The sequence below is a fragment of the Corynebacterium sp. LK2537 genome (assembly GCF_040946485.1).
GTDB lineage: Bacteria > Actinomycetota > Actinomycetes > Mycobacteriales > Mycobacteriaceae > Corynebacterium.
Genome location: NZ_JAYWLQ010000007.1, coordinates 97,291 through 115,838 on the forward strand (window position 1 = coordinate 97,291; position 18,548 = coordinate 115,838).

An 18,548-nucleotide genomic window follows, 5' to 3' on the forward strand; every position below is an offset into this window, starting at 1 on the left:
GCCCACTACTCTAGTTCACGCGCGGGACCCGGATGACGGTGGTTCCCCGCACCGTAGTGACCTCGGCTTTGCCGCCGCCGGCCCGCTTAATATCCGCGGCATCCCGCTCAAGCTCGTCGCGTACCGACTCGCCCTTTAAGGCGATCATCTCGCCGCCCTTGCGCACCAGCGGCAGGGACCACTTGGCCAGCTTGCCCAGCGGCGCCACCGCGCGGGAGGTCACCACGTCGCAGCCGCTAACGGCCTTCTTAATGGGGCCTTCCTCGGCGCGACCGCGCCAGACGGTGACGTTGTCTAAGCCCAGCAGGTCCACCACCTCGTTGAGGTAGTTGTAGCGCTTGAGGAGGGGCTCGACCAGATCCAGGTGCAGGTCCGGGCGGGCGATGGCCAGCGGGATGCCCGGCAGGCCAGCGCCGGAGCCGACGTCGACGACGCGGGCATCGGCGGCAATGAGCTCCTCGACCACGGCGCAGTTGAGCAGGTGGCGGTCCCAGAGGCGCGGGACCTCGCGGGGGCCGATAAAACCACGAGTGGACCCGTCCGTAGCGAGCGAGTCGTGGTAGGCCTGCGCCAGCGGCAGGCGGGAACCGAATACTACAGACGGGTCCAGTTGGGACACTCTATTCTCCGTTTTCTTGTGGTGTACTCCTGGGAAACTAGCCGAAGAGCTAGCCCTGGCGGCGCTGCTTCTTGCTGCGGTTGTCCTTCTTGCGAGCGCCGGGCTTGGGGGCCGTGGTGCGCTTGAGCTCGCGCTTGGCCTCTTCCTCGGCTTCTTCCTCAGCGTCCATCTTGGCGTAGATGGTGCGGGTCTGGACGAAGGTCCAGACGGTGTTGGCCAGCATGTAGAACAGCAGACCAATAGGCCAGATGAAGCCGGAGAAGACCAGCATGCCCGGCATAACCCAGAGCATCATCTTGTTCATCACGGCCATCTGCTGCTGCATCATCTCCGCGTTATCGCCCTGCGGCGCGTTGACCTTGCCGGACTGGCGACGCTTCTCCTGGCGGTTCAAGCTCATGCGCGCGTTGAAGTGGGTCAGGGTAGCAATGATGGCAATCAGCGGCACGATGATGACGGCCGCCTGCGCGACGGTGACGTCCTCGAGGACCGGGGAGTTCACGCGCAGGTTGGCTACCAGCGGAACGCCAAAGATCTTCGCGTCCAGGAACTGCTGGACCAGCTCGGGGCTGAAGATGTAGTTCGCGGTCTGGCGGTTTTGCTCCACCGTCATCGGCTCGCCGGCGGTGTGGCCCAGGCCGCCCGCCACGGAGACGGTGCGGTCGAAGGAGCGCAGAACGTGGAACAGGCCGATGAACATCGGGATCTGGGCCAACATCGGCAGGCAGCCGGCCACCGGCTTGACGCCCGACTCCTTGTAGACCCTCTGCATCTCTTCGGCAGCCTTGGTCTTGTCGTTGGCGTATTTGCTGCGGATCTCCTGCATCTTCGGCTGGATCTCCTGCATGCGGCGCGAGGACCTGATCTGCGTGATGGTCGGCTTGACCATGATCGCCTTCAAGGTCCACGTCAGCAGAACAATCGCCAGGATCCAGGTGATACCGGCCGCCGGGTCGAGCACGAAGCTCAGCAGCCAGTGCCAGAACCACAGGACGGCCGAAATCGGCCAGTAGATGATATTAAGCACTGAAACGAATTCCTAAGTTTTCTTCTTTACTGGATCAAACCCGCCGGGATGCCACGGGCCGCACTTGGCCAAGCGTGCCAGTGCCATCCCGGTGCCGCGCACGGCCCCATGCACCGAAATAGCTTCCAGTGCATAAGCGCTGCAGGTCGGTTCGAAACGACAGGTCGAAACCAGTTTAAGGCCTGATAAATTTTTTTGGTAGAAGCGCACCATAGCCACCAGCGGAACCGCAGCGCCACGAGCAGCCGGGATTTCCTCCCCGGAGCTGTTTAGGTACGGCATGCGCGGGCCAAGGCCTTCCGCAGGTCGGCGTCCAGCTGGGCACTCGGGGCGCTGCCGCTGGCGGGCAGGGCGCGAATCACCACGTCGTAGTGCCCGGGCAGTTCGTCCAGCAGCCCGAGGCACACATGGCGAAGCCGCCGGGAGGTGCGGTGGCGAACCACGGCGTTCCCGACGGCTTTCGAGACCACCAGCCCGAACCGCGGACCTGTGACCGCGATCTCGTCACGCTGGTGAGAAGTGTCTAAGACATACACCACGAGGGTGCGTGACCCAGCCCGGCGCCCGCCCTTGATGGTCCGACGAAATTGCGTCGGCGAGGTGAGCTTATGGGGTTTAGGGAGCACTGTTGTCTTAAGCGGTCAGCTTAGCGCGACCCTTCTTGCGACGTGCGGCCACGATGGCGCGACCTGCACGGGTGTTCATACGAGTACGGAAGCCGTGCTTGCGTGCACGACGACGGTTGTTCGGCTGGAACGTCCGCTTTCCCTTTGCCACGGTAAAACTCCTTGAAATTTGGGTGTGGAGGCGGAGAGTATAAACCCTCGCCTCCACGACGATTAGATTCCGTAAAGCGCAACCAAAGCGCGCGATCCCCGCGCGAGTTATGCATTTACGCGCAACCATAAAGTTGCGATAGACCCTGACAGATTACGTGACGAACCCACCTCGAAACAAATCGACACACAGGGGTACCCGAAATTACAAAGATGTTGTTTCGCCCAGCTAAGGCCATAGATTTGCCAGTCTTACTGGGATTGTGCCATCACCGTGACACCCACGCCGGGAAGCGACACGCGAAGGGGCAAAATCGCCCGCTAGACAGCGCCACGATCGAAGGGGTATCAATGAAGAATCGATATTCCACAGAAAGCACTCGGGTGTGGATAACCCTTAATCGATAGTTGAGACTTACGGAGTTTTCCGAGGTCACAAGCGGTAAACACCCGAGTGCAGTTTATCCACACCCTATCGTATAGGCTGTGGATAAACTGATCTTTCACACCTGTGAAAACTTCTGTGGAAACCGAGGTTAACCACAAAATCCCGTTGTGATTAACCCCGTGGAAAACTGTAATTTCGGCAATCTGCGCGTCCTCCGGCGCGCTTTTGGCTGCGATATGTCCCTATCCGTCAACGAGAATAAAAGGCAACGGTGTGTCTGATCCGCAAGCGAACATAAACGCCACCTGGCGAACTGTGGTCGATGATCTCCTGGCTCAATCTGAGCAGCCAGACTCCGACGTACCAACCTTTACCCACTCCCAGCGCCTGTACCTGCAGATCGCCCAGCCCATCATGGTCATGAACGGCTACGCGCTGATCGCCGCGCCCGATGAAACCGGCAAGCGCACCCTCGAGCAGGAACTGGGACACTACATCACCAAGTCCCTCAACCGGCACCTGGCCAGCCCGTGCGCCTTGGCCGTGACGGTCGCCGCGCCCGAGGCACCTGCCGCGCCGCAGCCCACGCCCGAGCCCGAACCGGAGCCCGAACCGGGCCTGCACCAGGTCGACGTGACCAAGATGCCGGACTTCCCGCACCAGATCACGGATCCGGCCGCCGCCCAGACCGCTACGCAGCCGGCGCCGGAGCAGCGCGAATTCAGCGAGCAGCCGCACCGCCGCGAGCCGTGGTCCCAGACCCACGCACCGGCCAGCCTCGACGAGCTGGCGGATCACTACCAGCAGCAACAGCCGGAGACCCCCGCCCCGGTGGAGCAGCCGCAGCAGACGCCGCACTACGGCAACCGGATGCCGCGCGAGGAGCCGGCGCACGACCCGAACCGCGATCAGTCGCTGAACCCGAAGCACACCTTCGACAGCTTCGTCATTGGCTCGTCCAACCGCTTCGCCAACGGCGCGGCCGTGGCAGTAGCCGAAAACCCGGCCCGCGCCTACAACCCCCTGTTTATCTGGGGCGGCTCCGGCCTGGGCAAGACGCACTTGCTCCACGCCGCCGGCAACTACGCGCAGTACCTGCACAAGGGCCTGCGGGTGAAGTACGTTTCCTCCGAAGAATTCACCAACGACTACATCAACTCCCTGCGCGACGACCGCCAGGAGTCCTTCAAGCGGCGCTACCGCAACCTGGACATCCTCATGGTCGACGACATCCAGTTCCTGGAGGGAAAGGAGTCGACGCAGGAGGAGTTTTTCCACACCTTCAACGCCTTGCACCAGGCCAACAAGCAGATCATCTTGTCGTCTGATCGCCCGCCCAAGCAGCTGACCACCCTGGAGGACCGCCTGCGCACCCGCTTTGAGGGCGGGCTCATCACGGATATTCAGCCGCCGGACCTGGAAACGCGCATTGCCATCCTGATGAAGAAGGCGGCCGCCGACGGCACCACCGTCGACCGCGCGGTCCTGGAGCTCATCGCCTCCCGCTTCGAGTCCTCGATCCGCGAGCTGGAGGGCGCGCTCATCCGCGTCTCGGCCTATTCTTCGCTGGTCAACGAACCCATCAACGTCGAGATGGCCGAGATCGCCCTGCGGGACCTGGCCCCGGATGCCGCCGATGCCCAGATCACCCCGGCCACCATCATGGACGTGACCGCGGAGTACTTCGACATCGAGGTCTCCACGCTGACCGGCGCCGGCAAGAAGCGCACCGTCGCCCACGCGCGCCAGCTGGCCATGTACCTGTGCCGCGAGCTCACCGAGCTTTCCCTGCCCAAGATCGGCGATCACTTCGGCGGTAAGGACCACACCACCGTCATGTACGCCGATCGCAAGATCCGCAAGGAAATGACGGAAAAGCGCGCCACCTACGACGAGATTCAAACCCTGACCCAACGGATCAAGGCCCGCGGACGCAGCTAACCGCGACAAAGAACACAAAAACCAAGGCCCGCCATCTCCCCGAGGGACGGCGGGCCTTTCTGCATCCCTACTCCTCCGGCCTAGTCCTCCCGATAACTCGGAAACTCGGTAACTCGGACACAGAGTCCACGATTCTTGGAATTACACATCTAACGGCCCGACACGAGCCCTCCCGGCTCCGCCCCATACTGGGCATCGAACCAGCTCGCAACGGGGAAAGAAGTTTATCCACAACGGTTATCCACACCTGTGTAATTACAGACTTGTAATTCATAGATCCGCCTCACAAAAATGAATTACACAGGGCAAACGCCTCCCGGCCCGATCTGTGAGGGAATTTGTGTAATTCCGGTGATCAAACCGCGCGCCCCTGTGATCAAATGACAAGAATCCGAGTTTGATCACAGAACGGTCAATTTGATCACAGAATGATCACAGCCGAACCCACAGCCCGGATCTGCGCTCCGAACTTGTCATTTAGGGCGCTATCCACAGATCCCACAGCGGTTACTACTACTGCTACTTTAAATTTCTAGAGATCCAACAAAACTAGGGTGTGTGAAAAAGTCCGGCCCTGGCTCGCCTCGCCCGCCGAGACGGCCCGGACTAGAATGACAAAATGTCGTTCAACCCGCGGATCGAGCGCGGGTAGTGATCGGGTAAGTTGGAAGCACTTACATAATTCGCGAATTTCTAGGAGCTAGACCCACCATGGATGATTCCTCTTCCGTGTCATTCCGCGTGGCCAAGGACGACCTGTCCAGCGCAGTCGCCTGGGTTGCTCGCAACCTGCCGACCAAGGTCACGCAGCCTGTCCTGCGCGCTATGCTGATCACCGCTGACGAGCAGGGACTGGAACTTACCGGCTTTGATTACGAGGTATCCACGCGCGTGCGGATCCCGGCGGAAGTGGAAAACCCCGGCCGAATTGCCGTTGCCGGCAAGCTGATCGCTGAGATTGTGGCTAACCTGCCCAACCAGCCGGTGGATCTGCGCCTGGATGGCAACAAGGTTTTGCTGACCTGTAGCTCCTCCCGCTTCGAGCTGCCGCTAATCCCCCTGGATGACTACCCGCAGCTGCCGACGCTGCCGGAGGTCACCGGCACCATCAACCCGCAGCTCTTCGTGGACGCGATCTTCCAGGTCGCCTCCGCTGCCGGTAAGGATGACACCCTGCCCATGCTCACGGGCGTGCACATGGACATCCAGGGCAAGACCATCCACCTCACCGCCACGGACCGTTTCCGCCTGGCCATGCGCACGGTGGAATGGGAGCCGCAGGATGACAGCATCGAGGCCAAGCTTTTGGTCCCCGCGAAGACCCTCCAGGACAATGCCCGCACGCTGGATACCAGCCTGAACACCCCCGTCGAGATCGCCGTGGGTACCGGCGAGAACATCGGCGGCGACGGCCTATTCGGCCTGCACGCCGACAGCCGGGAGACCACCACGCGCATGCTGGACGCGGACTTCCCGAACGTCGCCCCGCTGCTGCCCAAGACCCACACGGCGATGGCCTCCATCGAGATTGGTCCGCTGCAAGAAGCCATCCGGCGCGTGTCCCTGCTGACGGAGCGCAACGCGCAGATCCGCATGCAGTTCACCTCCGGCCAGGTGATCCTGTCCGCCGGCGGTTCGGATTCCGGTACCGCAGAGGAAACCCTGCCGTGTGCCTTCTCCGGCGTTCCGGAACTCATCATCGCGTTCAACCCGAGCTACCTGAAGGACGGCCTGGGCGTGGTGCACACCGACCGCGTGGTTTTCGGCTTCACCGAGCCGTCCCGGCCGGCCATCATGATCCCGGAACCCGAAAACATGCCGGAGGCAGACGCAGACGGTAATTTCCCGACCCCGGAGACCGACTTCACCTACCTGCTTATGCCGGTTCGCCTGCCCGGTTAAACAGAAAGCGGGGTGCGTCTAACGCATGTATATTCGCGATCTGGATTTGCGGGACTACCGTTCCTGGCCCAACCTGCACTTACAGCTCGAGCCGGGGATCACCCTGTTCGTGGGCCGCAACGGTTTCGGCAAGACGAATATCGTCGAGGCGGTGGGCTATACCGCCCACCTGTCCTCGCACCGCGTCAACCACGACGCCCCGCTCATCCGCCAGGGCACCCAGAATTCGCGCATCTCTATCACCGCGGTCAACCAGGGCCGGGAGCTTACCACGCACCTGCTGCTCAAGCCCCATGCCGCGAACCAGGCCCAGATCAACCGCACCCGCCTGAACTCGCCCCGCGAGCTGTTGGGCGTGGTCAAGACCGTGCTCTTTTGCCCGGAGGACCTGGCCTTGGTCCGCGGCGAGCCGGCCGAGCGCCGGGCCTACTTGGACACCATCATCGCCTCGCGCACCCCGCGGTTAGCCGGGGTCAAGGCGGATTACGACAAGGTGCTCAAGCAACGCAACGCGTTGCTGAAGTCGGCATCGCCGGCCCTGCGCCGCGGCTACCAGGACGACGAAGGAGCCTCGGCGCTTTCCACCTTGGACGTGTGGGACGGGCAGTTGGCGCACCTGGGCGCCCAGGTGATTGCCGCCCGTCTCGAGCTTGTCGATGCCCTCTCCGAGCTCATCCCCGCCGCTTACGCGGGGCTGGCTCCCGAGTCGCGCCCGGCGGAGATTAGCTACAAGTCCACGATCGACACCAGCGACCGCGAGGTCTTAGAAGCCGTGCTGCTGGCGGAGCTGGGCAACGCTCGCAACCGGGAGATTGAACGCGGGATTTCCCTGGTCGGGCCGCACCGCGACGATCTCGTCCTGAACCTGGGACCGCAGCCGGCCAAGGGCTTCGCCAGCCACGGCGAGACCTGGTCGTACACCATCGCCCTGCGCTTGGCGGAGTTCAACCTGCTGCGCCAGGAGGGAAGCGACCCGGTGCTGATCCTGGACGATGTCTTTGCCGAGCTGGATGCGAAGCGGCGCCAGAAGCTCGTGCACCTAGCCAGCGACGCCGAACAGGTACTCATCACCGCCGCGGTGGACGAGGACCTGCCGGACAACCTCGAGACCATCCACCGCTACGAGGTCACTGTGCGCGATACCGACGAGGGCCGAATCTCGGAAATCTCTGCGGAAGATGATTCCGCGGACGCCCCGGAGGAGCAGTAGTGGCGCGCTGGGTAGAACGCGAAGAATTTGATCCCGATGACCCGGTCAGTGAGTTCTTCCACCGCATTCGCCTGACGGCCAAGAACCCGCCCAAGCTGGCTCGCCGGGCCCGCAAGCTGCGGATGGAACCCGGCCGCGAGGACCTTTCGGTACCCGGCATCGCCGGCAAGCTGTTGGGAAACTCAAAGAAGCGTGAACAATGCGACGCGGATGAGGAGACCCAGGACACCGGCGACGAGCGGGATATTCACTCGATTTCCTCGCTCAAGCGGTATACCGAGATAGACAATTACCAGGGCTATCAGGAGGGCCGCCCCAGCGGCGCCGACGGCCGCCGGGTGGCACGCTCCATCGGCGTCCCCAGCCTCGGCATGGCGCTGGGCCGCGAGATCATCGAGCGCGGGTGGCAGCAGGACCTGGCCCATGGCTGGATCATGGGGCACTGGGCCCTGCTGGTCGGAGAGCGCATCGCCGCGCACACCCGGCCGGAGAAGATTGATGGGCAGACGGTCTATATCCAGACCGATAACTCCAACTGGGCCACGGAGCTGCGCTACCTGCAGCATCAGATCATCAAGCGAATCGCCGAGACCATCGGCCCCGACGTCGTCACCGAGCTGAAGATCGTAGGCCCCAAGCAACACCGCAACTACCAGGGCCGGATGTGGGTCAAACCTCAAGGCTCCCAAGACACCTACGGCTAAATTAGCCCTTAAAAGGCGGTTTTAAGGCGTGGTAGCTGGCCTTCGGTAGGGGACCACAGTGTAGAATGATGAAGGTCTTAAAACTAGCTATAGCCAAAAGGAGAACGTAGTTCCGTGGCTGAACAACCAGCATATGATGCCGGATCAATTACGATCCTGGAAGGTCTCGAGGCAGTTCGCAAACGCCCGGGCATGTACATCGGTTCCACCGGCATACGCGGCCTGCACCACCTGATCTGGGAGGTCGTGGACAACTCGGTCGATGAGGCGATGGCAGGTTACGCCACCAAGGTAACCGTGCGCCTGCTCAAGGACGGCGGGGTGGAGGTCATCGATGATGGCCGCGGTATCCCGGTTTCCATGCACGCTTCCGGCGCGCCCACCGTGCAGGTGGTCATGACCCAGCTGCACGCGGGCGGCAAGTTCGACTCGGATTCCTACGCGGTTTCCGGCGGCCTGCACGGCGTGGGTATCTCCGTGGTCAACGCGCTGTCCACACGCGTGGAGGCGGAGATCAAGCGCGACGGGAAGCACTGGTACCAGAACTTCGTCAACGCCATCCCGGAGGACCTGGTCGAGGGCGGCAACGCCCGCGGGACCGGCACCACCGTCCGCTTCTGGGCGGATCCGGAGATCTTCGAAACCACCGACTACGACTACGACACGATCGCGCGTCGCCTGCAGGAGATGGCCTTCCTGAACAAGGGCCTGACCATCGAGCTGGTGGACGAGCGCGTGACCCAGGAGCAGCTCGAGCTCGAGGCCATCGCCGAGGCCGAGTCCGGGGAGTCGCAGCTGGATGCCGCCTCCTTCGACGACGCCGACATCAACGAGGATCCGGCCGACCCGGAATCCGCCGAGGAGCAGGCGGAGGACAAGCCGAAGAAGAAGCTGCAGAAGAAGGCCACGTTCTACTACCCCGAGGGGCTGGTGGACTACGTGAAGTTCCTCAACAAGACCAAGACTGCGATCCACCCGACCATCGTCAGCTTCGACGCCATGGGTGAGGATCACGAGGTCGAGGTCGCGCTGCAGTGGAACCAGGGCTACAAGGAGTCCGTCCACACCTTCGCGAACACGATTAACACCTACGAGGGCGGTACTCACGAGGAGGGCTTCCGCGCGGCGCTGACCTCCCTGATGAACCGTTACGCCAAGGAGCACAAGCTGCTCAAGGAAAAGGACGGCAACCTCTCCGGCGAAGACTGCCGTGAGGGCCTGGCCGCGGTCATCTCCGTCAAGGTCGGCGACCCGCAGTTCGAGGGCCAGACCAAGACCAAGCTGGGTAACTCCGAGATCAAGGGCTTCGTGCAGCGCGCGGTCAACGAGCACGTCAACGACTGGTTCGACGCCAACCCGGCGGAGGCCAAGGCCATCATCAACAAGGCCGTCTCCTCGGCCCACGCGCGCCAGGCCGCCCGCAAGGCCCGCGAGATGGTCCGCCGCAAGTCCGCCACCGACCTAGGCGGCCTGCCCGGCAAGCTGGCGGATTGCCGTTCCAAGGACCCGAAGATTTCGGAGCTCTACATCGTGGAGGGCGACTCCGCAGGTGGTTCCGCTAAGGCCGGCCGTGATTCCCTCTACCAGGCGATCCTGCCGCTGCGCGGCAAGATCCTGAACGTGGAGAAGGCCCGCATGGACAAGGTGCTCAAAAACGCCGAGGTCCAGGCCATCATCACCGCGCTGGGCACGGGTATCCACGAGGAATTCGATATCTCCAAGCTGCGGTACCACAAGATCGTGCTGATGGCCGACGCCGACGTCGACGGCCAGCACATCGCCACGCTGCTGCTGACCCTGCTGTTCCGCTTCATGCCGCAGCTGGTTGAGGAAGGCCACGTCTACCTGGCTAACCCGCCGCTCTACAAGCTGAAGTGGTCCAAGGGCACCCCGGGTTACGCCTTCTCCGACGACGAGCGCGACGAGCAGCTTCAGGAGGGCCTGAACGCCGGCCGCAAGATCAACAAGGACGACGGCATCCAGCGCTACAAGGGCCTGGGCGAGATGAACGCCAAGGAGCTGTGGGAGACCACCCTGGATCCGACGACCCGCATCCTGCGCCGCGTGGATCTGGAAGACGCCCAGCGCGCCGACGAGCTGTTCTCCATCCTCATGGGCGACGACGTTTCGGCCCGCCGTTCGTTTATCACCCGCCGCGCCAAGGACGTCCGTTTCCTCGACGTCTAAAGACGCGACCGGGCCTTTGACTGGAGACGCTAGGTCATAGAAGAGACGGCAGCAGGAGTACTCACTCCCACTGCCGTCTTTTTGCGTCTAACCCAGGTTGCGCTGCAGGATCTGTCCCATGTCGGTGACGTAGGGCTCCAGCAGGCCGGCGGCCTTGCCTCGCAGGCTCTGGTAGGCCTTGGCGAGGGTGGCGTTGTTGACCTTCTCGGCGTGTTGGTCGGCCACGGCCAGCAGGCTGTCGGTGACTTGCTGGCTGCGCGGGGACAGGAAGACGCCGAAGTCGTCGGAGTTGCTGCCGCTAAACTCCTGCCAGTAGCCCTCCAGCTCGCCCAGCACGTCGGGCAGCAGCCGGTCGATGGCCTGGGCCAAGACGTTGGGGCGGACCTTCGTGGCCGCCTTGAGGGCGGCCTTCAAGGCGAAGCCGCTTATGCCGGTCTGGCTATCGATGATCTTGTCCGCCAGCTTTTCCAGGTCGGAGACGGTGGAGTTCCGGCGGGGTTCTTTGAGCAGGGGAGAGAGATTGGTTGCGGTCATAGAAGATCAATCTACCGGTTGCTCCCGAGCGCGCAGGAAGACGCGCGCGCTGAGTTCGGCGAAATCCTCGTTGCCGGTGCTCAGCGCCGGGAAGGCGCGCAGGCAGGTGCGCAAGGCCCGGGCGGCGGTCAGGTCAGAGGCGTGCACGGCGATGCCGTCGATGTGGGCGTGGGCGGCCGCTGAGGCCGCGGCCAGTGCCGCGAAATTGCTCACGCGAGCCGCCGGGTGCAGACGCTGGTATTCGCGGGCCACGAGCAGCAGCTGTTCCGGGCTCATCGGGCGGACCGGATTTCGGATTCCAGCTGGGCGCGGCCGGGCAGCAACGAGCGGGCGAGGTCTTGGATGGCGGCATCGTTAAGCGTGCGGGCGGCCGCCAAAGTCACGGCGCGGACGACGGCCTCGTGTTTGGAGGTGCCCCACGCGGACGCCAGCAGGGTCAGCGCGTGGTCTAGATCGGGGGATAGTCGCAAGGTCATGGCCATGCCCGAAATGGTATCACCGTGATACCAGATATGACCTTTTCGGGATATTCTGGGCCCGTGAATGCCCGTCTGCGCCTTTGTCCCAGTACAATAGGTGGTTATGAGTGACAACAATAAAGAAGATTTCGATCGGATTTTTCCGATTGATATTAACCAGGAGATGGAGTCGAGTTATATCGACTACGCCATGTCCGTCATCGTCGGCCGTGCCCTCCCGGAGGTCCGCGACGGCCTGAAGCCGGTGCACCGCCGCATCCTCTACGCGATGTTCGACTCCGGCTACCGCCCGGAGCGCGGCTACGTGAAGTCCGCCCGCCCGGTCTCTGACACCATGGGCCAGTTCCACCCCCACGGCGACTCCGCCATTTACGACACCTTGGTCCGCCTGGCGCAGTCCTGGAACATGCGCTACCCGCTGGTTGACGGCCAGGGCAACTTCGGTTCCCGCGGCAACGACGGCCCGGCCGCCATGCGTTACACCGAGTGTAAGATGACGCCGCTGGCCATGGAGATGGTCCGCGATATCCGCGAAAACACCGTCGACTTCTCCCCGAACTACGACGGTAAGACCTCGGAGCCGGACGTTTTGCCGTCCCGCGTGCCGAACCTGCTGATGAACGGCTCCGGCGGTATCGCCGTCGGCATGGCCACCAACATCCCGCCGCACAACCTTAATGAGCTGGCCGAGGCCATCTACTGGCTGCTGGACAACCCGAACGCCAGCGAGGAAGAAGCCCTGGCCGCCTGCATGGAACGCGTGAAGGGCCCGGATTTCCCGACCGCCGGCCTGATTGTGGGCGACAACGGCATCAAGGACGCCTACACCACCGGCCGCGGTTCCATCCGCATGCGCGGCGTGACCAGCATCGAGGAGCACGGCTCCCGCCAGACCATCGTTATTACCGAGCTGCCCTACCAGGTCAACCCGGATAACCTCATCTCCAACGTCGCGGAGTCCGTGGCCAACGGCAAGATCGCCGGCATCTCCAAGATTGAGGACGAGTCCTCCGACCGCGTGGGCATGCGCATTGTCGTCACCCTCAAGCGCGACGCCGTGGCTCGCGTGGTCCTCAACAACCTCTACAAGCACTCCCAGCTGCAGACCTCCTTCGGCGCCAACATGCTCTCCATCGTCGACGGCGTGCCGCGCACCCTGCGCCTGGATCAAATGCTGTCCTACTACGTGGCCCACCAGATCGAGGTCATCGTCCGGCGTACCCAGTTCCGCCTGGACGAGGCCGAGAAGCGCGCCCACATCCTGCGCGGCCTGGTCAAGGCCCTCGACATGCTGGACGAGGTCATCGCCCTCATCCGCCGCAGTCCCACCGTGGACGAGGCCCGCGAGGGCCTGAAGTCCCTGCTGGACGTGGACGACGTCCAGGCGGACTCCATCCTGGCCATGCAGCTGCGCCGCCTGGCCGCCCTGGAGCGCCAGAAGATCGTCGACGAATTGGCCGAGATCGAAGAAGTCATCGCCGACCTGAAGGACATCCTGGCCAACGAGACCCGCCAGCGCCAGATCGTGCACGACGAGCTCGCCGAGATCGTGGAAAAGTATGGCGACGATCGCCGCACTCAGATCGTTGCCGCGACCGGCGACGTCACGGACGAAGACCTCATCGCCCGCGAAAACGTCGTGGTCACCATCACCGGCACCGGCTACGCCAAGCGCACCAAGGTGGATTCCTACAAGGCCCAGAAGCGCGGCGGCAAGGGCGTGCGCGGCGCGGAGCTGAAGCAGGACGACATCGTCAAGAACTTCTTCATCTGCTCCACCCACGACTGGATCCTGTTCTTCACCAACTTCGGCCGGGTCTACCGCCTCAAGGCCTACGAGCTGCCGGAGGCCGGCCGCGCCGCCCGCGGCCAGCACGTGGCCAACCTGCTGGAGTTCCAGCCAGAGGAAAAGATCGCCCAGATCATCCAAATCCAGTCCTACGAGGACGCCCCGTACCTGGTGCTGGCCACCCAGCAGGGCCGGGTTAAGAAGTCCCGCCTGACCGACTACGAGTCGGCGCGCTCGGCCGGTCTTATCGCCATCAACCTGAACGAGGGCGACGCGCTGATCGGCGCGTCCCTGGTGGGTGAAGGCGACGACATCCTGCTCACCTCGGAGCAGGGCCAGGCAATTCGCTTTACCGCCGACGACGACCAGCTGCGCCCGATGGGTCGCGCGACCGCCGGTGTGAAGGGCATGCGCTTCAAGGGCGACGACCAGCTGCTGTCCATGTCCGTCGTCCACGACGGCGAGTTCCTGCTGGTGGCCACCTCCGGCGGCTACGGCAAGCGCACCGCCATCGAGGAATACACCCCGCAGGGCCGCGGCGGCATGGGCGTGATGACCTTCAAGTACAACCCGAAGCGCGGCAAGCTCATCGCCGCCATCTCGGTGGATGAGGAAGACGAGATCTTCGCCATCACCTCCGCCGGCGGCGTGGTCCGTACCGAGGTCAACCAGATTCGCCCGTCCTCGCGCGCTACTATGGGCGTGCGCCTGGTCAACCTGGCCGACGGCGTGGAGCTTTTGGCCATCGACCGCAACGTCGAAGAAAGCGGCGAAGAAGAAGCCAAAGCAGTAGCTAAGGGCGAAAAGACCGTGGAAGACGTGCAGGCCGAACAGCTCAAGGCGAACGATTCCGCCAAGGACGAGGAGTAATACATGGCACGACGGGAAGTAACGCTTTCGCGCATCGTACCGGTCTCCGCCTTCAAGGTTGGCATGGCGATGGCCCTGGTCGGGCTCATCGCCTGGTTGCTGGCCGTGACCCTGCTCTACTTCGGCATGGCTGCCGCCGGCATCTGGGACTCGGTCAACGCGCTGGTCGGTGACGTGGGCGGTGATTTTCATGTCACCTTCGGCGTAGTCTTTTCCGCCAGCGCCCTCGTGGGCGCCATCATGGCTATCTTGGTAGCCATTTTCGTTCCGGTGATAGCGATTATCTACAACGCCATCGCGGAGCTTTTCGGTGGGTTTACTTGCGACTTCGATGACTAGGTAAACTTTCCGTGAATACCCTCTTTGACCTGGCGATTTGCTAAAGGTTGAAGGGGGTATGTAAAGTTCATAGTCGTTCCACACAGGGGCCTATAGCTCAGTCGGTTAGAGCGCATCGCTGATAACGATGAGGTCGCTGGTTCGATTCCAGCTAGGCCCACCACGGAACATGGGGCATTAGCTCAATTGGTAGAGCACCTGCTTTGCAAGCAGGAGGTCAGGAGTTCGATTCTCCTATGCTCCACAATCACCACAAACGCCAGGCGAATCCGCCTGGCGTTTTTTCTTTCCCTGCCCGGTCCCGAGGATCGTACTAGTCTGGTGTTCACCGATTAATGAAAACCTTATGCCGTGCGCGGCAGAGAGTGCAGGAAAAATAATTATGGCCGAGTTCTATTTCAACCACCCGTTTGCCGAGACCAAGCTGCGGGTGGAAGCGCCCGCCGGCTCCCGTTATGTGGTGGTCTCCCAGCGCAGCGACCAGGATCTGGAGATCCTGGATACCTTCGACGATTACGACGCCGCCCGCGAACTAGTCATGCGCACTCTCCAGGACGCCGCCAACCACATCGATGAGATGGGCTACGGCGAAGACGTCAAGGTCACCCACATGCGCTTGAAGCCGATTCCCGAATTCGCCTAAAGCCGCAGCTGGGCGCCCCGATTTTTAGGCACCGGCCCACCGGAGTACGCTTTAAAGACATAACGGGGCTATAGCTCAGTTGGTAGAGCGTCGCGTTCGCAATGCGAAGGTCAGGGGTTCGATTCCCCTTAGCTCCACTACCGCGCAGGACCTGGCACCGGAAACGTTGTTTTCCGGGGGTCAGGTCCTTATTTTTGTCCTCGCCTCCCACCTGTTTGGGGCGCTTCGGGTGGCGGCGCTGACAAATATATTCGCTTCAGCTTTTAAGCGTTGTGTTTCCCGACTACAATACGGTGCATGAACGAAGAACCGCAGTGGCTCGACGAGGAAGAGCTGGAAGCCTTCATGTCCCTCATGGCCGTCAACATCCGGCTGACTGCTGTCCTCGACGCCCAGCTGCGGGAGGACGCGGGACTGAGTTTCTTCGATTACACGGTGATGTCGCGGCTGTCGGAGGCCCCCGAGCGCCGCATGCGCATGCGGGAGCTGGCGATCACGGCCAACGGCTCCCTGTCGCGCCTGAGCCAGGTGGTCACCCGGCTGGAGAAGAAGGGCTGGGTCGAGCGTTTCCCGGATCCCAACGACGGGCGCACCACCTTTGCCAAGCTCACCGATCCCGGCTGGGACAAGGTCGTCGCCAGCGCCCCGGGGCACGCCCGCCAGGCCCGGACGGTGGTCGCGGACAAGCTCACCCGCTCCCAGATCCGCACCATGACGCAGGTTAACAACCGCATTATTAAGGCCATCGAGGAAGACCCCCGCTTCGGCGGGCGCTTCTAGGCCGGGTAGCCGCGCCGGCGGGACACGCTTTTATCCCACGGGATCCAGAAGCGGAACGGCGCCTGCTGGTTCTTCGAAATTCCAATCCGCGGCCCGGCCACCCATTCGGGCTCGGCCGCGCGGGGCTCCAGCTCGACGGGGGAGGAGTTGTCCGCGAGCGTGAAGCCCAGGGCCTGGCCGAGGTTGCCCGGACCGCGCGCGAGGTTATAGAAATCGGTCTCGCCGCGGCGGGAATAGGCCAGTTCTGTGCCGGCGACCACCTCGCCGGCGCGCAGCAGGCAACCCTGGCCGGTGCCTTCCGGTGCGCAGACGATGTTGCCGTTGCGGTGGATGCCGTAGGAGGCGTAGACGTACAGCCTGCCCGGCGGGCCGAACATGGTCGCGTTCCGCGGGGTCTTGCCGCGAAAGGTGTGCGCTGCGGGGTCCTCGGTGCCCAGGTAGGCCTCGACCTCGGTGAGCCGGACCGCCACGCCGCCGAAGTGAAAGATACAGCCCAGAAGCTGCGGGGCGACCACGTCGGCGGGGGCGGAAAAATCAATCATGGCCCCAGACTAATAGCGGCTAGTAGACCTCGATCGAGCGGATGTGGTTGCCCAGGCCCTTGCGGGTAAAGACCGTGCGGGTGCTGGTGGGGTCGTTGGCCGCGCCCATCGCCAGCAGCAGCGGGACGTAGTGGTCGGCGGTGGGGTGGGCAATCCGCGCGCCCGGGCCCTGGTGCAGGTAGTCGGTCAGGGCGTCCACGTTGCCGGAGTGGATGTTGGCCGCGGCCCACTCGTCGAAGGCGTCGAGGTGGCCGGAGAGCTCGGGGTTGCGGAAGACCGCGAAGGAGTGGGTCATGTAGCCGCTGCCGATGACCAGGATGCCCTCCGCGCGCAGCGGGCGCAGCTTCTCGCCCAGGTCCAGCAGGTCCTGCGGGTTTAGGCTGGGCATGGAGACTTGGACGACGGGCACGTCGCCGGCCGGGTACATGGCCATCAGCGGGATAAAGGCGCCGTGGTCCAAGCCGCGATCGGCGAACTGGTGGACGGGCTGGTAACCCAGCAGGCCCGCGACGCGCTGGGCGAGCTCGCCGGCGTCCGGGGTGGGGTAGCGCAGGGTGAAGTACTCCGGGTCGAAGCCGGAGAAGTCGTAGAAGAGCGGGGCGTCGGCCGCCGTGGCGTTGATGGCCACTGGCGCGTTTTCCCAGTGCGCGGAGACCACCACGATGGCCCGCGGCTTCGGCAGGGAGCGCGACCAGTCGTAGAGGTCGTTCATCCAGCCGTGGTTGCCCAGCGCCGGCGGGGCGCCGTGGCTAATGAACAGGGCAGGAAGGGGGCCGTCGGCCGGCTCCCACCGGCGGTGCAGGTGGGTCTCGGGGAGGGCGCGTTCGCGCAGATCGTAGATGGCGCCGGCCGGCCGGGCGGGGTTGAATTCTTCGGCGAGGGTGGGCATGGGGACTCTCCTTTACTTAAAGCGTAAAGTAAGTCTAGCCCACGAATACTTAATCTGTAAAGCGTTTGACGAGAACCAGGTGGCCGTTGCGCTCGCCCTCGTGCTCAAAGCCCAGGTACTGGTAGAGCCGGTGGGCGCGGGGGTTGTCCGGATCCACCGCCAGGGAGATGCCGGGAGTGCCAAGTTTGCGGGCCAGCTCGGTGGCGGCTTGGATGAGCGAGGTGCCAATTCCTTGGCCCTTGTAGCGGCCCTCCACCGCGAGCGCGAGCTCCGGGATGCCCTCCTCGGCGTGGCCGAAGCCGTGGCTCTCCTCCGTGCCCCACATCAGCCAGACACCCCCGGCCGGGACACAGGCGTCCCAGGCGATGAACCCGCCCTCGTTCGGGTTCCACGCCGCTACGTAGTACTCGTAATCCTTATCGAAATGCTCAGAGATCTCGCCGAATTCGTCCCCGAAAGTGTCGGTCAGGAAATTCAGGCGCGCGATGTAGGTGCGATCCGATTCCTGGGTCGCACGCAGCTCGATCTGCAGCTGGTCAGAGTTCTGGTTTAGCTTGTCATCCTGTGTCTGAGAGTCCATGCGCGCCATTGTAGGCCGCGCTAGGCCAGGTGGTAGTTGGCCACCTCGTGTCCAGCGAATTCGCGGGCCACCCCGGACTCGTCCACGGAGCGGAACACGGTGTCGTTCTCGATCGCGAAACGCAGGTTTTCCACCCGGTTAGACGGATCCCCGACTATCGGCCCCGCGGTAAAATAAAAAGTCTCCCCGTTAGTAAGCTTTACCGTCAAAGATTCAATACTCATGTAGTTGAAGCTCCTTGCTCCCGACCGATCGAAGTGCACTACGTTGTTCCCCATAAATTACTGTCCGGGACGCTAAAGAATCTAATTAGAAGGTCCGAATGAGATCTATGCAATAAAGAGGCCAC

Annotated in this window: 21 protein-coding genes and 3 tRNA genes; 12 read left to right on the top strand and 12 right to left on the bottom strand. The window is 63.1% G+C overall.

The genetic code is table 11. The features are described from left to right. Positions 1-10 precede the first annotated feature (10 nt). The 5 genes from rsmG to rpmH are packed head-to-tail and all read right to left on the bottom strand — an operon-like array spanning position 11 to position 2,423. The gene (gene rsmG, locus VVS03_RS09795) at positions 11-619 is read right to left on the bottom strand and encodes a 16S rRNA (guanine(527)-N(7))-methyltransferase RsmG (protein WP_368520650.1); all 609 of its coding nucleotides are present in this window, start codon (positions 617-619) and stop codon (positions 11-13) included. Positions 620-668: 49 nt separating this feature from the next. Next, the gene (gene yidC, locus VVS03_RS09800; RefSeq protein ID WP_368520649.1) at positions 669-1,646 is read right to left on the bottom strand and encodes a membrane protein insertase YidC; all 978 of its coding nucleotides are present in this window, start codon (positions 1,644-1,646) and stop codon (positions 669-671) included. A gap of 12 nt (positions 1,647-1,658) precedes the next feature. Then, positions 1,659-1,928 carry a membrane protein insertion efficiency factor YidD gene (gene yidD, locus VVS03_RS09805; protein WP_368521634.1) on the bottom strand — a complete coding sequence of 90 codons (270 nt, stop codon included), beginning with the start codon at positions 1,926-1,928 and terminating at the stop codon, positions 1,659-1,661. Beyond that, positions 1,916-2,272, bottom strand: a complete 357-nt coding sequence (gene rnpA / locus VVS03_RS09810; RefSeq protein WP_368520647.1) for a ribonuclease P protein component — start codon at positions 2,270-2,272, stop codon at positions 1,916-1,918. The genes yidD and rnpA overlap by 13 nt, the downstream gene beginning before the upstream one ends. Positions 2,273-2,279: 7 nt before the next feature. Continuing rightward, complete coding sequence (gene rpmH, locus VVS03_RS09815) at positions 2,280-2,423, bottom strand: 50S ribosomal protein L34 (protein ID WP_035106118.1); 144 nt, start codon at positions 2,421-2,423, stop codon at positions 2,280-2,282. A 660-nt stretch (positions 2,424-3,083) separates the two neighbouring features. Here rpmH and dnaA point away from each other — a divergent pair. The 5 genes from dnaA (at position 3,084) to gyrB (ending at position 10,754) form a co-directional block, all read left to right on the top strand. Further along, the gene (gene dnaA, locus VVS03_RS09820; RefSeq protein WP_368520646.1) at positions 3,084-4,751 is read left to right on the top strand and encodes a chromosomal replication initiator protein DnaA; all 1,668 of its coding nucleotides are present in this window, start codon (positions 3,084-3,086) and stop codon (positions 4,749-4,751) included. Between the two features lie 711 nt (positions 4,752-5,462). Beyond that, positions 5,463-6,653: a DNA polymerase III subunit beta gene (gene dnaN, locus VVS03_RS09825; protein WP_368520645.1), complete on the top strand. Its 1,191-nt coding sequence runs from the start codon at positions 5,463-5,465 to the stop codon at positions 6,651-6,653. 25 nt (positions 6,654-6,678) lie between these two features. After that, on the top strand, positions 6,679-7,863 hold the full coding sequence (gene recF, locus VVS03_RS09830; protein ID WP_368520644.1) for a DNA replication/repair protein RecF: 1,185 nt from the start codon (positions 6,679-6,681) through the stop codon (positions 7,861-7,863). Continuing rightward, positions 7,863-8,567, top strand: a complete 705-nt coding sequence (locus VVS03_RS09835; RefSeq protein ID WP_368520643.1) for a DciA family protein — start codon at positions 7,863-7,865, stop codon at positions 8,565-8,567. Before recF ends, VVS03_RS09835 begins: the two co-directional genes overlap by 1 nt. Before the next feature lie 114 nt (positions 8,568-8,681). Beyond that, complete coding sequence (gyrB, locus tag VVS03_RS09840; protein WP_368520642.1) at positions 8,682-10,754, top strand: DNA topoisomerase (ATP-hydrolyzing) subunit B; 2,073 nt, start codon at positions 8,682-8,684, stop codon at positions 10,752-10,754. Between the two features lie 87 nt (positions 10,755-10,841). Here gyrB and VVS03_RS09845 read toward each other — a convergent pair whose 3' ends face one another. The 3 genes from VVS03_RS09845 to VVS03_RS09855 are packed head-to-tail and all read right to left on the bottom strand — an operon-like array spanning position 10,842 to position 11,770. Continuing rightward, positions 10,842-11,288 carry a DUF6918 family protein gene (locus tag VVS03_RS09845; protein ID WP_368521635.1) on the bottom strand — a complete coding sequence of 149 codons (447 nt, stop codon included), beginning with the start codon at positions 11,286-11,288 and terminating at the stop codon, positions 10,842-10,844. 6 nt (positions 11,289-11,294) lie between these two features. Beyond that, positions 11,295-11,564 (bottom strand): cell filamentation protein Fic, encoded by a 270-nt coding sequence (locus VVS03_RS09850; protein WP_368521636.1) that lies wholly within the window; start codon positions 11,562-11,564, stop codon positions 11,295-11,297. Beyond that, entirely contained in the window at positions 11,561-11,770 is a 210-nt protein-coding gene (locus VVS03_RS09855; RefSeq protein WP_368520639.1) for a CopG family transcriptional regulator, read from the bottom strand. The genes VVS03_RS09850 and VVS03_RS09855 overlap by 4 nt, the downstream gene beginning before the upstream one ends. 100 nt (positions 11,771-11,870) lie before the next feature. Here VVS03_RS09855 and gyrA point away from each other — a divergent pair, with 100 nt between their 5' ends. The 7 genes from gyrA to VVS03_RS09890 all read left to right on the top strand — a co-directional run bounded on the left by gyrA (position 11,871) and on the right by VVS03_RS09890 (position 16,188). Then, a complete protein-coding gene (gene gyrA / locus VVS03_RS09860; protein ID WP_368521637.1) occupies positions 11,871-14,426 on the top strand; it encodes a DNA gyrase subunit A in 2,556 nt (851 codons plus the stop codon). Positions 14,427-14,429: 3 nt separating this feature from the next. After that, positions 14,430-14,765 (top strand): DUF3566 domain-containing protein, encoded by a 336-nt coding sequence (locus VVS03_RS09865; RefSeq protein WP_368520637.1) that lies wholly within the window; start codon positions 14,430-14,432, stop codon positions 14,763-14,765. Between the two features lie 86 nt (positions 14,766-14,851). Continuing rightward, positions 14,852-14,928, top strand: a tRNA-Ile gene (locus VVS03_RS09870). An 8-nt stretch (positions 14,929-14,936) separates the two neighbouring features. Then, positions 14,937-15,009 (top strand) — tRNA-Ala (locus VVS03_RS09875). Positions 15,010-15,147: 138 nt separating this feature from the next. Next, positions 15,148-15,408 (top strand): hypothetical protein, encoded by a 261-nt coding sequence (locus tag VVS03_RS09880; protein ID WP_368521638.1) that lies wholly within the window; start codon positions 15,148-15,150, stop codon positions 15,406-15,408. Between the two features lie 64 nt (positions 15,409-15,472). Further along, positions 15,473-15,545: transfer RNA gene (locus tag VVS03_RS09885), tRNA-Ala, on the top strand. Positions 15,546-15,705: 160 nt separating this feature from the next. Continuing rightward, complete coding sequence (locus VVS03_RS09890; protein ID WP_368520635.1) at positions 15,706-16,188, top strand: MarR family winged helix-turn-helix transcriptional regulator; 483 nt, start codon at positions 15,706-15,708, stop codon at positions 16,186-16,188. Here the strand turns inward: VVS03_RS09890 and VVS03_RS09895 are convergent. Genes VVS03_RS09895 through VVS03_RS09910 form a run of 4 tightly spaced genes read right to left on the bottom strand, consistent with a single transcriptional unit; the run spans position 16,185 to position 18,423 of the window. Then, a complete protein-coding gene (locus tag VVS03_RS09895) occupies positions 16,185-16,730 on the bottom strand; it encodes a DNA-3-methyladenine glycosylase (protein ID WP_368520634.1) in 546 nt (181 codons plus the stop codon). The two genes, VVS03_RS09890 and VVS03_RS09895, sit on opposite strands and share 4 nt — an antisense overlap. A gap of 19 nt (positions 16,731-16,749) precedes the next feature. Beyond that, positions 16,750-17,619, bottom strand: coding sequence for a class III extradiol ring-cleavage dioxygenase (locus VVS03_RS09900; RefSeq protein WP_368520633.1), 870 nt, complete (start codon positions 17,617-17,619; stop codon positions 16,750-16,752). Positions 17,620-17,668: 49 nt separating this feature from the next. Continuing rightward, entirely contained in the window at positions 17,669-18,199 is a 531-nt protein-coding gene (locus VVS03_RS09905) for a GNAT family N-acetyltransferase (RefSeq protein ID WP_368520632.1), read from the bottom strand. Between the two features lie 20 nt (positions 18,200-18,219). Next, positions 18,220-18,423, bottom strand: a complete 204-nt coding sequence (locus tag VVS03_RS09910) for a hypothetical protein (protein WP_070767849.1) — start codon at positions 18,421-18,423, stop codon at positions 18,220-18,222. Positions 18,424-18,548: the final 125 nt, after the last annotated feature.

What these genes read in the sequence shown, in the direction of transcription:
- VVS03_RS09880 (WP_368521638.1), top strand. Translation starts at nt 15,148, where the DNA reads ATGGCCGAGTTCTATTTCAACCACCCGTTTGCCGAGACCAAGCTGCGG.
- dnaN (WP_368520645.1), top strand. Translation starts at nt 5,463, where the DNA reads ATGGATGATTCCTCTTCCGTGTCATTCCGCGTGGCCAAGGACGACCTG.
- VVS03_RS09905 (WP_368520632.1), bottom strand. Translation starts at nt 18,199, where the DNA reads ATGGACTCTCAGACACAGGATGACAAGCTAAACCAGAACTCTGACCAG.
- VVS03_RS09890 (WP_368520635.1), top strand. Translation starts at nt 15,706, where the DNA reads ATGAACGAAGAACCGCAGTGGCTCGACGAGGAAGAGCTGGAAGCCTTC.
- VVS03_RS09855 (WP_368520639.1), bottom strand. Translation starts at nt 11,770, where the DNA reads ATGGCCATGACCTTGCGACTATCCCCCGATCTAGACCACGCGCTGACC.
- VVS03_RS09895 (WP_368520634.1), bottom strand. Translation starts at nt 16,730, where the DNA reads ATGATTGATTTTTCCGCCCCCGCCGACGTGGTCGCCCCGCAGCTTCTG.
- VVS03_RS09865 (WP_368520637.1), top strand. Translation starts at nt 14,430, where the DNA reads ATGGCACGACGGGAAGTAACGCTTTCGCGCATCGTACCGGTCTCCGCC.
- recF (WP_368520644.1), top strand. Translation starts at nt 6,679, where the DNA reads ATGTATATTCGCGATCTGGATTTGCGGGACTACCGTTCCTGGCCCAAC.
- VVS03_RS09850 (WP_368521636.1), bottom strand. Translation starts at nt 11,564, where the DNA reads ATGAGCCCGGAACAGCTGCTGCTCGTGGCCCGCGAATACCAGCGTCTG.
- yidD (WP_368521634.1), bottom strand. Translation starts at nt 1,928, where the DNA reads ATGCCGTACCTAAACAGCTCCGGGGAGGAAATCCCGGCTGCTCGTGGC.
- VVS03_RS09900 (WP_368520633.1), bottom strand. Translation starts at nt 17,619, where the DNA reads ATGCCCACCCTCGCCGAAGAATTCAACCCCGCCCGGCCGGCCGGCGCC.
- gyrA (WP_368521637.1), top strand. Translation starts at nt 11,871, where the DNA reads ATGAGTGACAACAATAAAGAAGATTTCGATCGGATTTTTCCGATTGAT.
- VVS03_RS09845 (WP_368521635.1), bottom strand. Translation starts at nt 11,288, where the DNA reads ATGACCGCAACCAATCTCTCTCCCCTGCTCAAAGAACCCCGCCGGAAC.
- VVS03_RS09910 (WP_070767849.1), bottom strand. Translation starts at nt 18,423, where the DNA reads ATGAGTATTGAATCTTTGACGGTAAAGCTTACTAACGGGGAGACTTTT.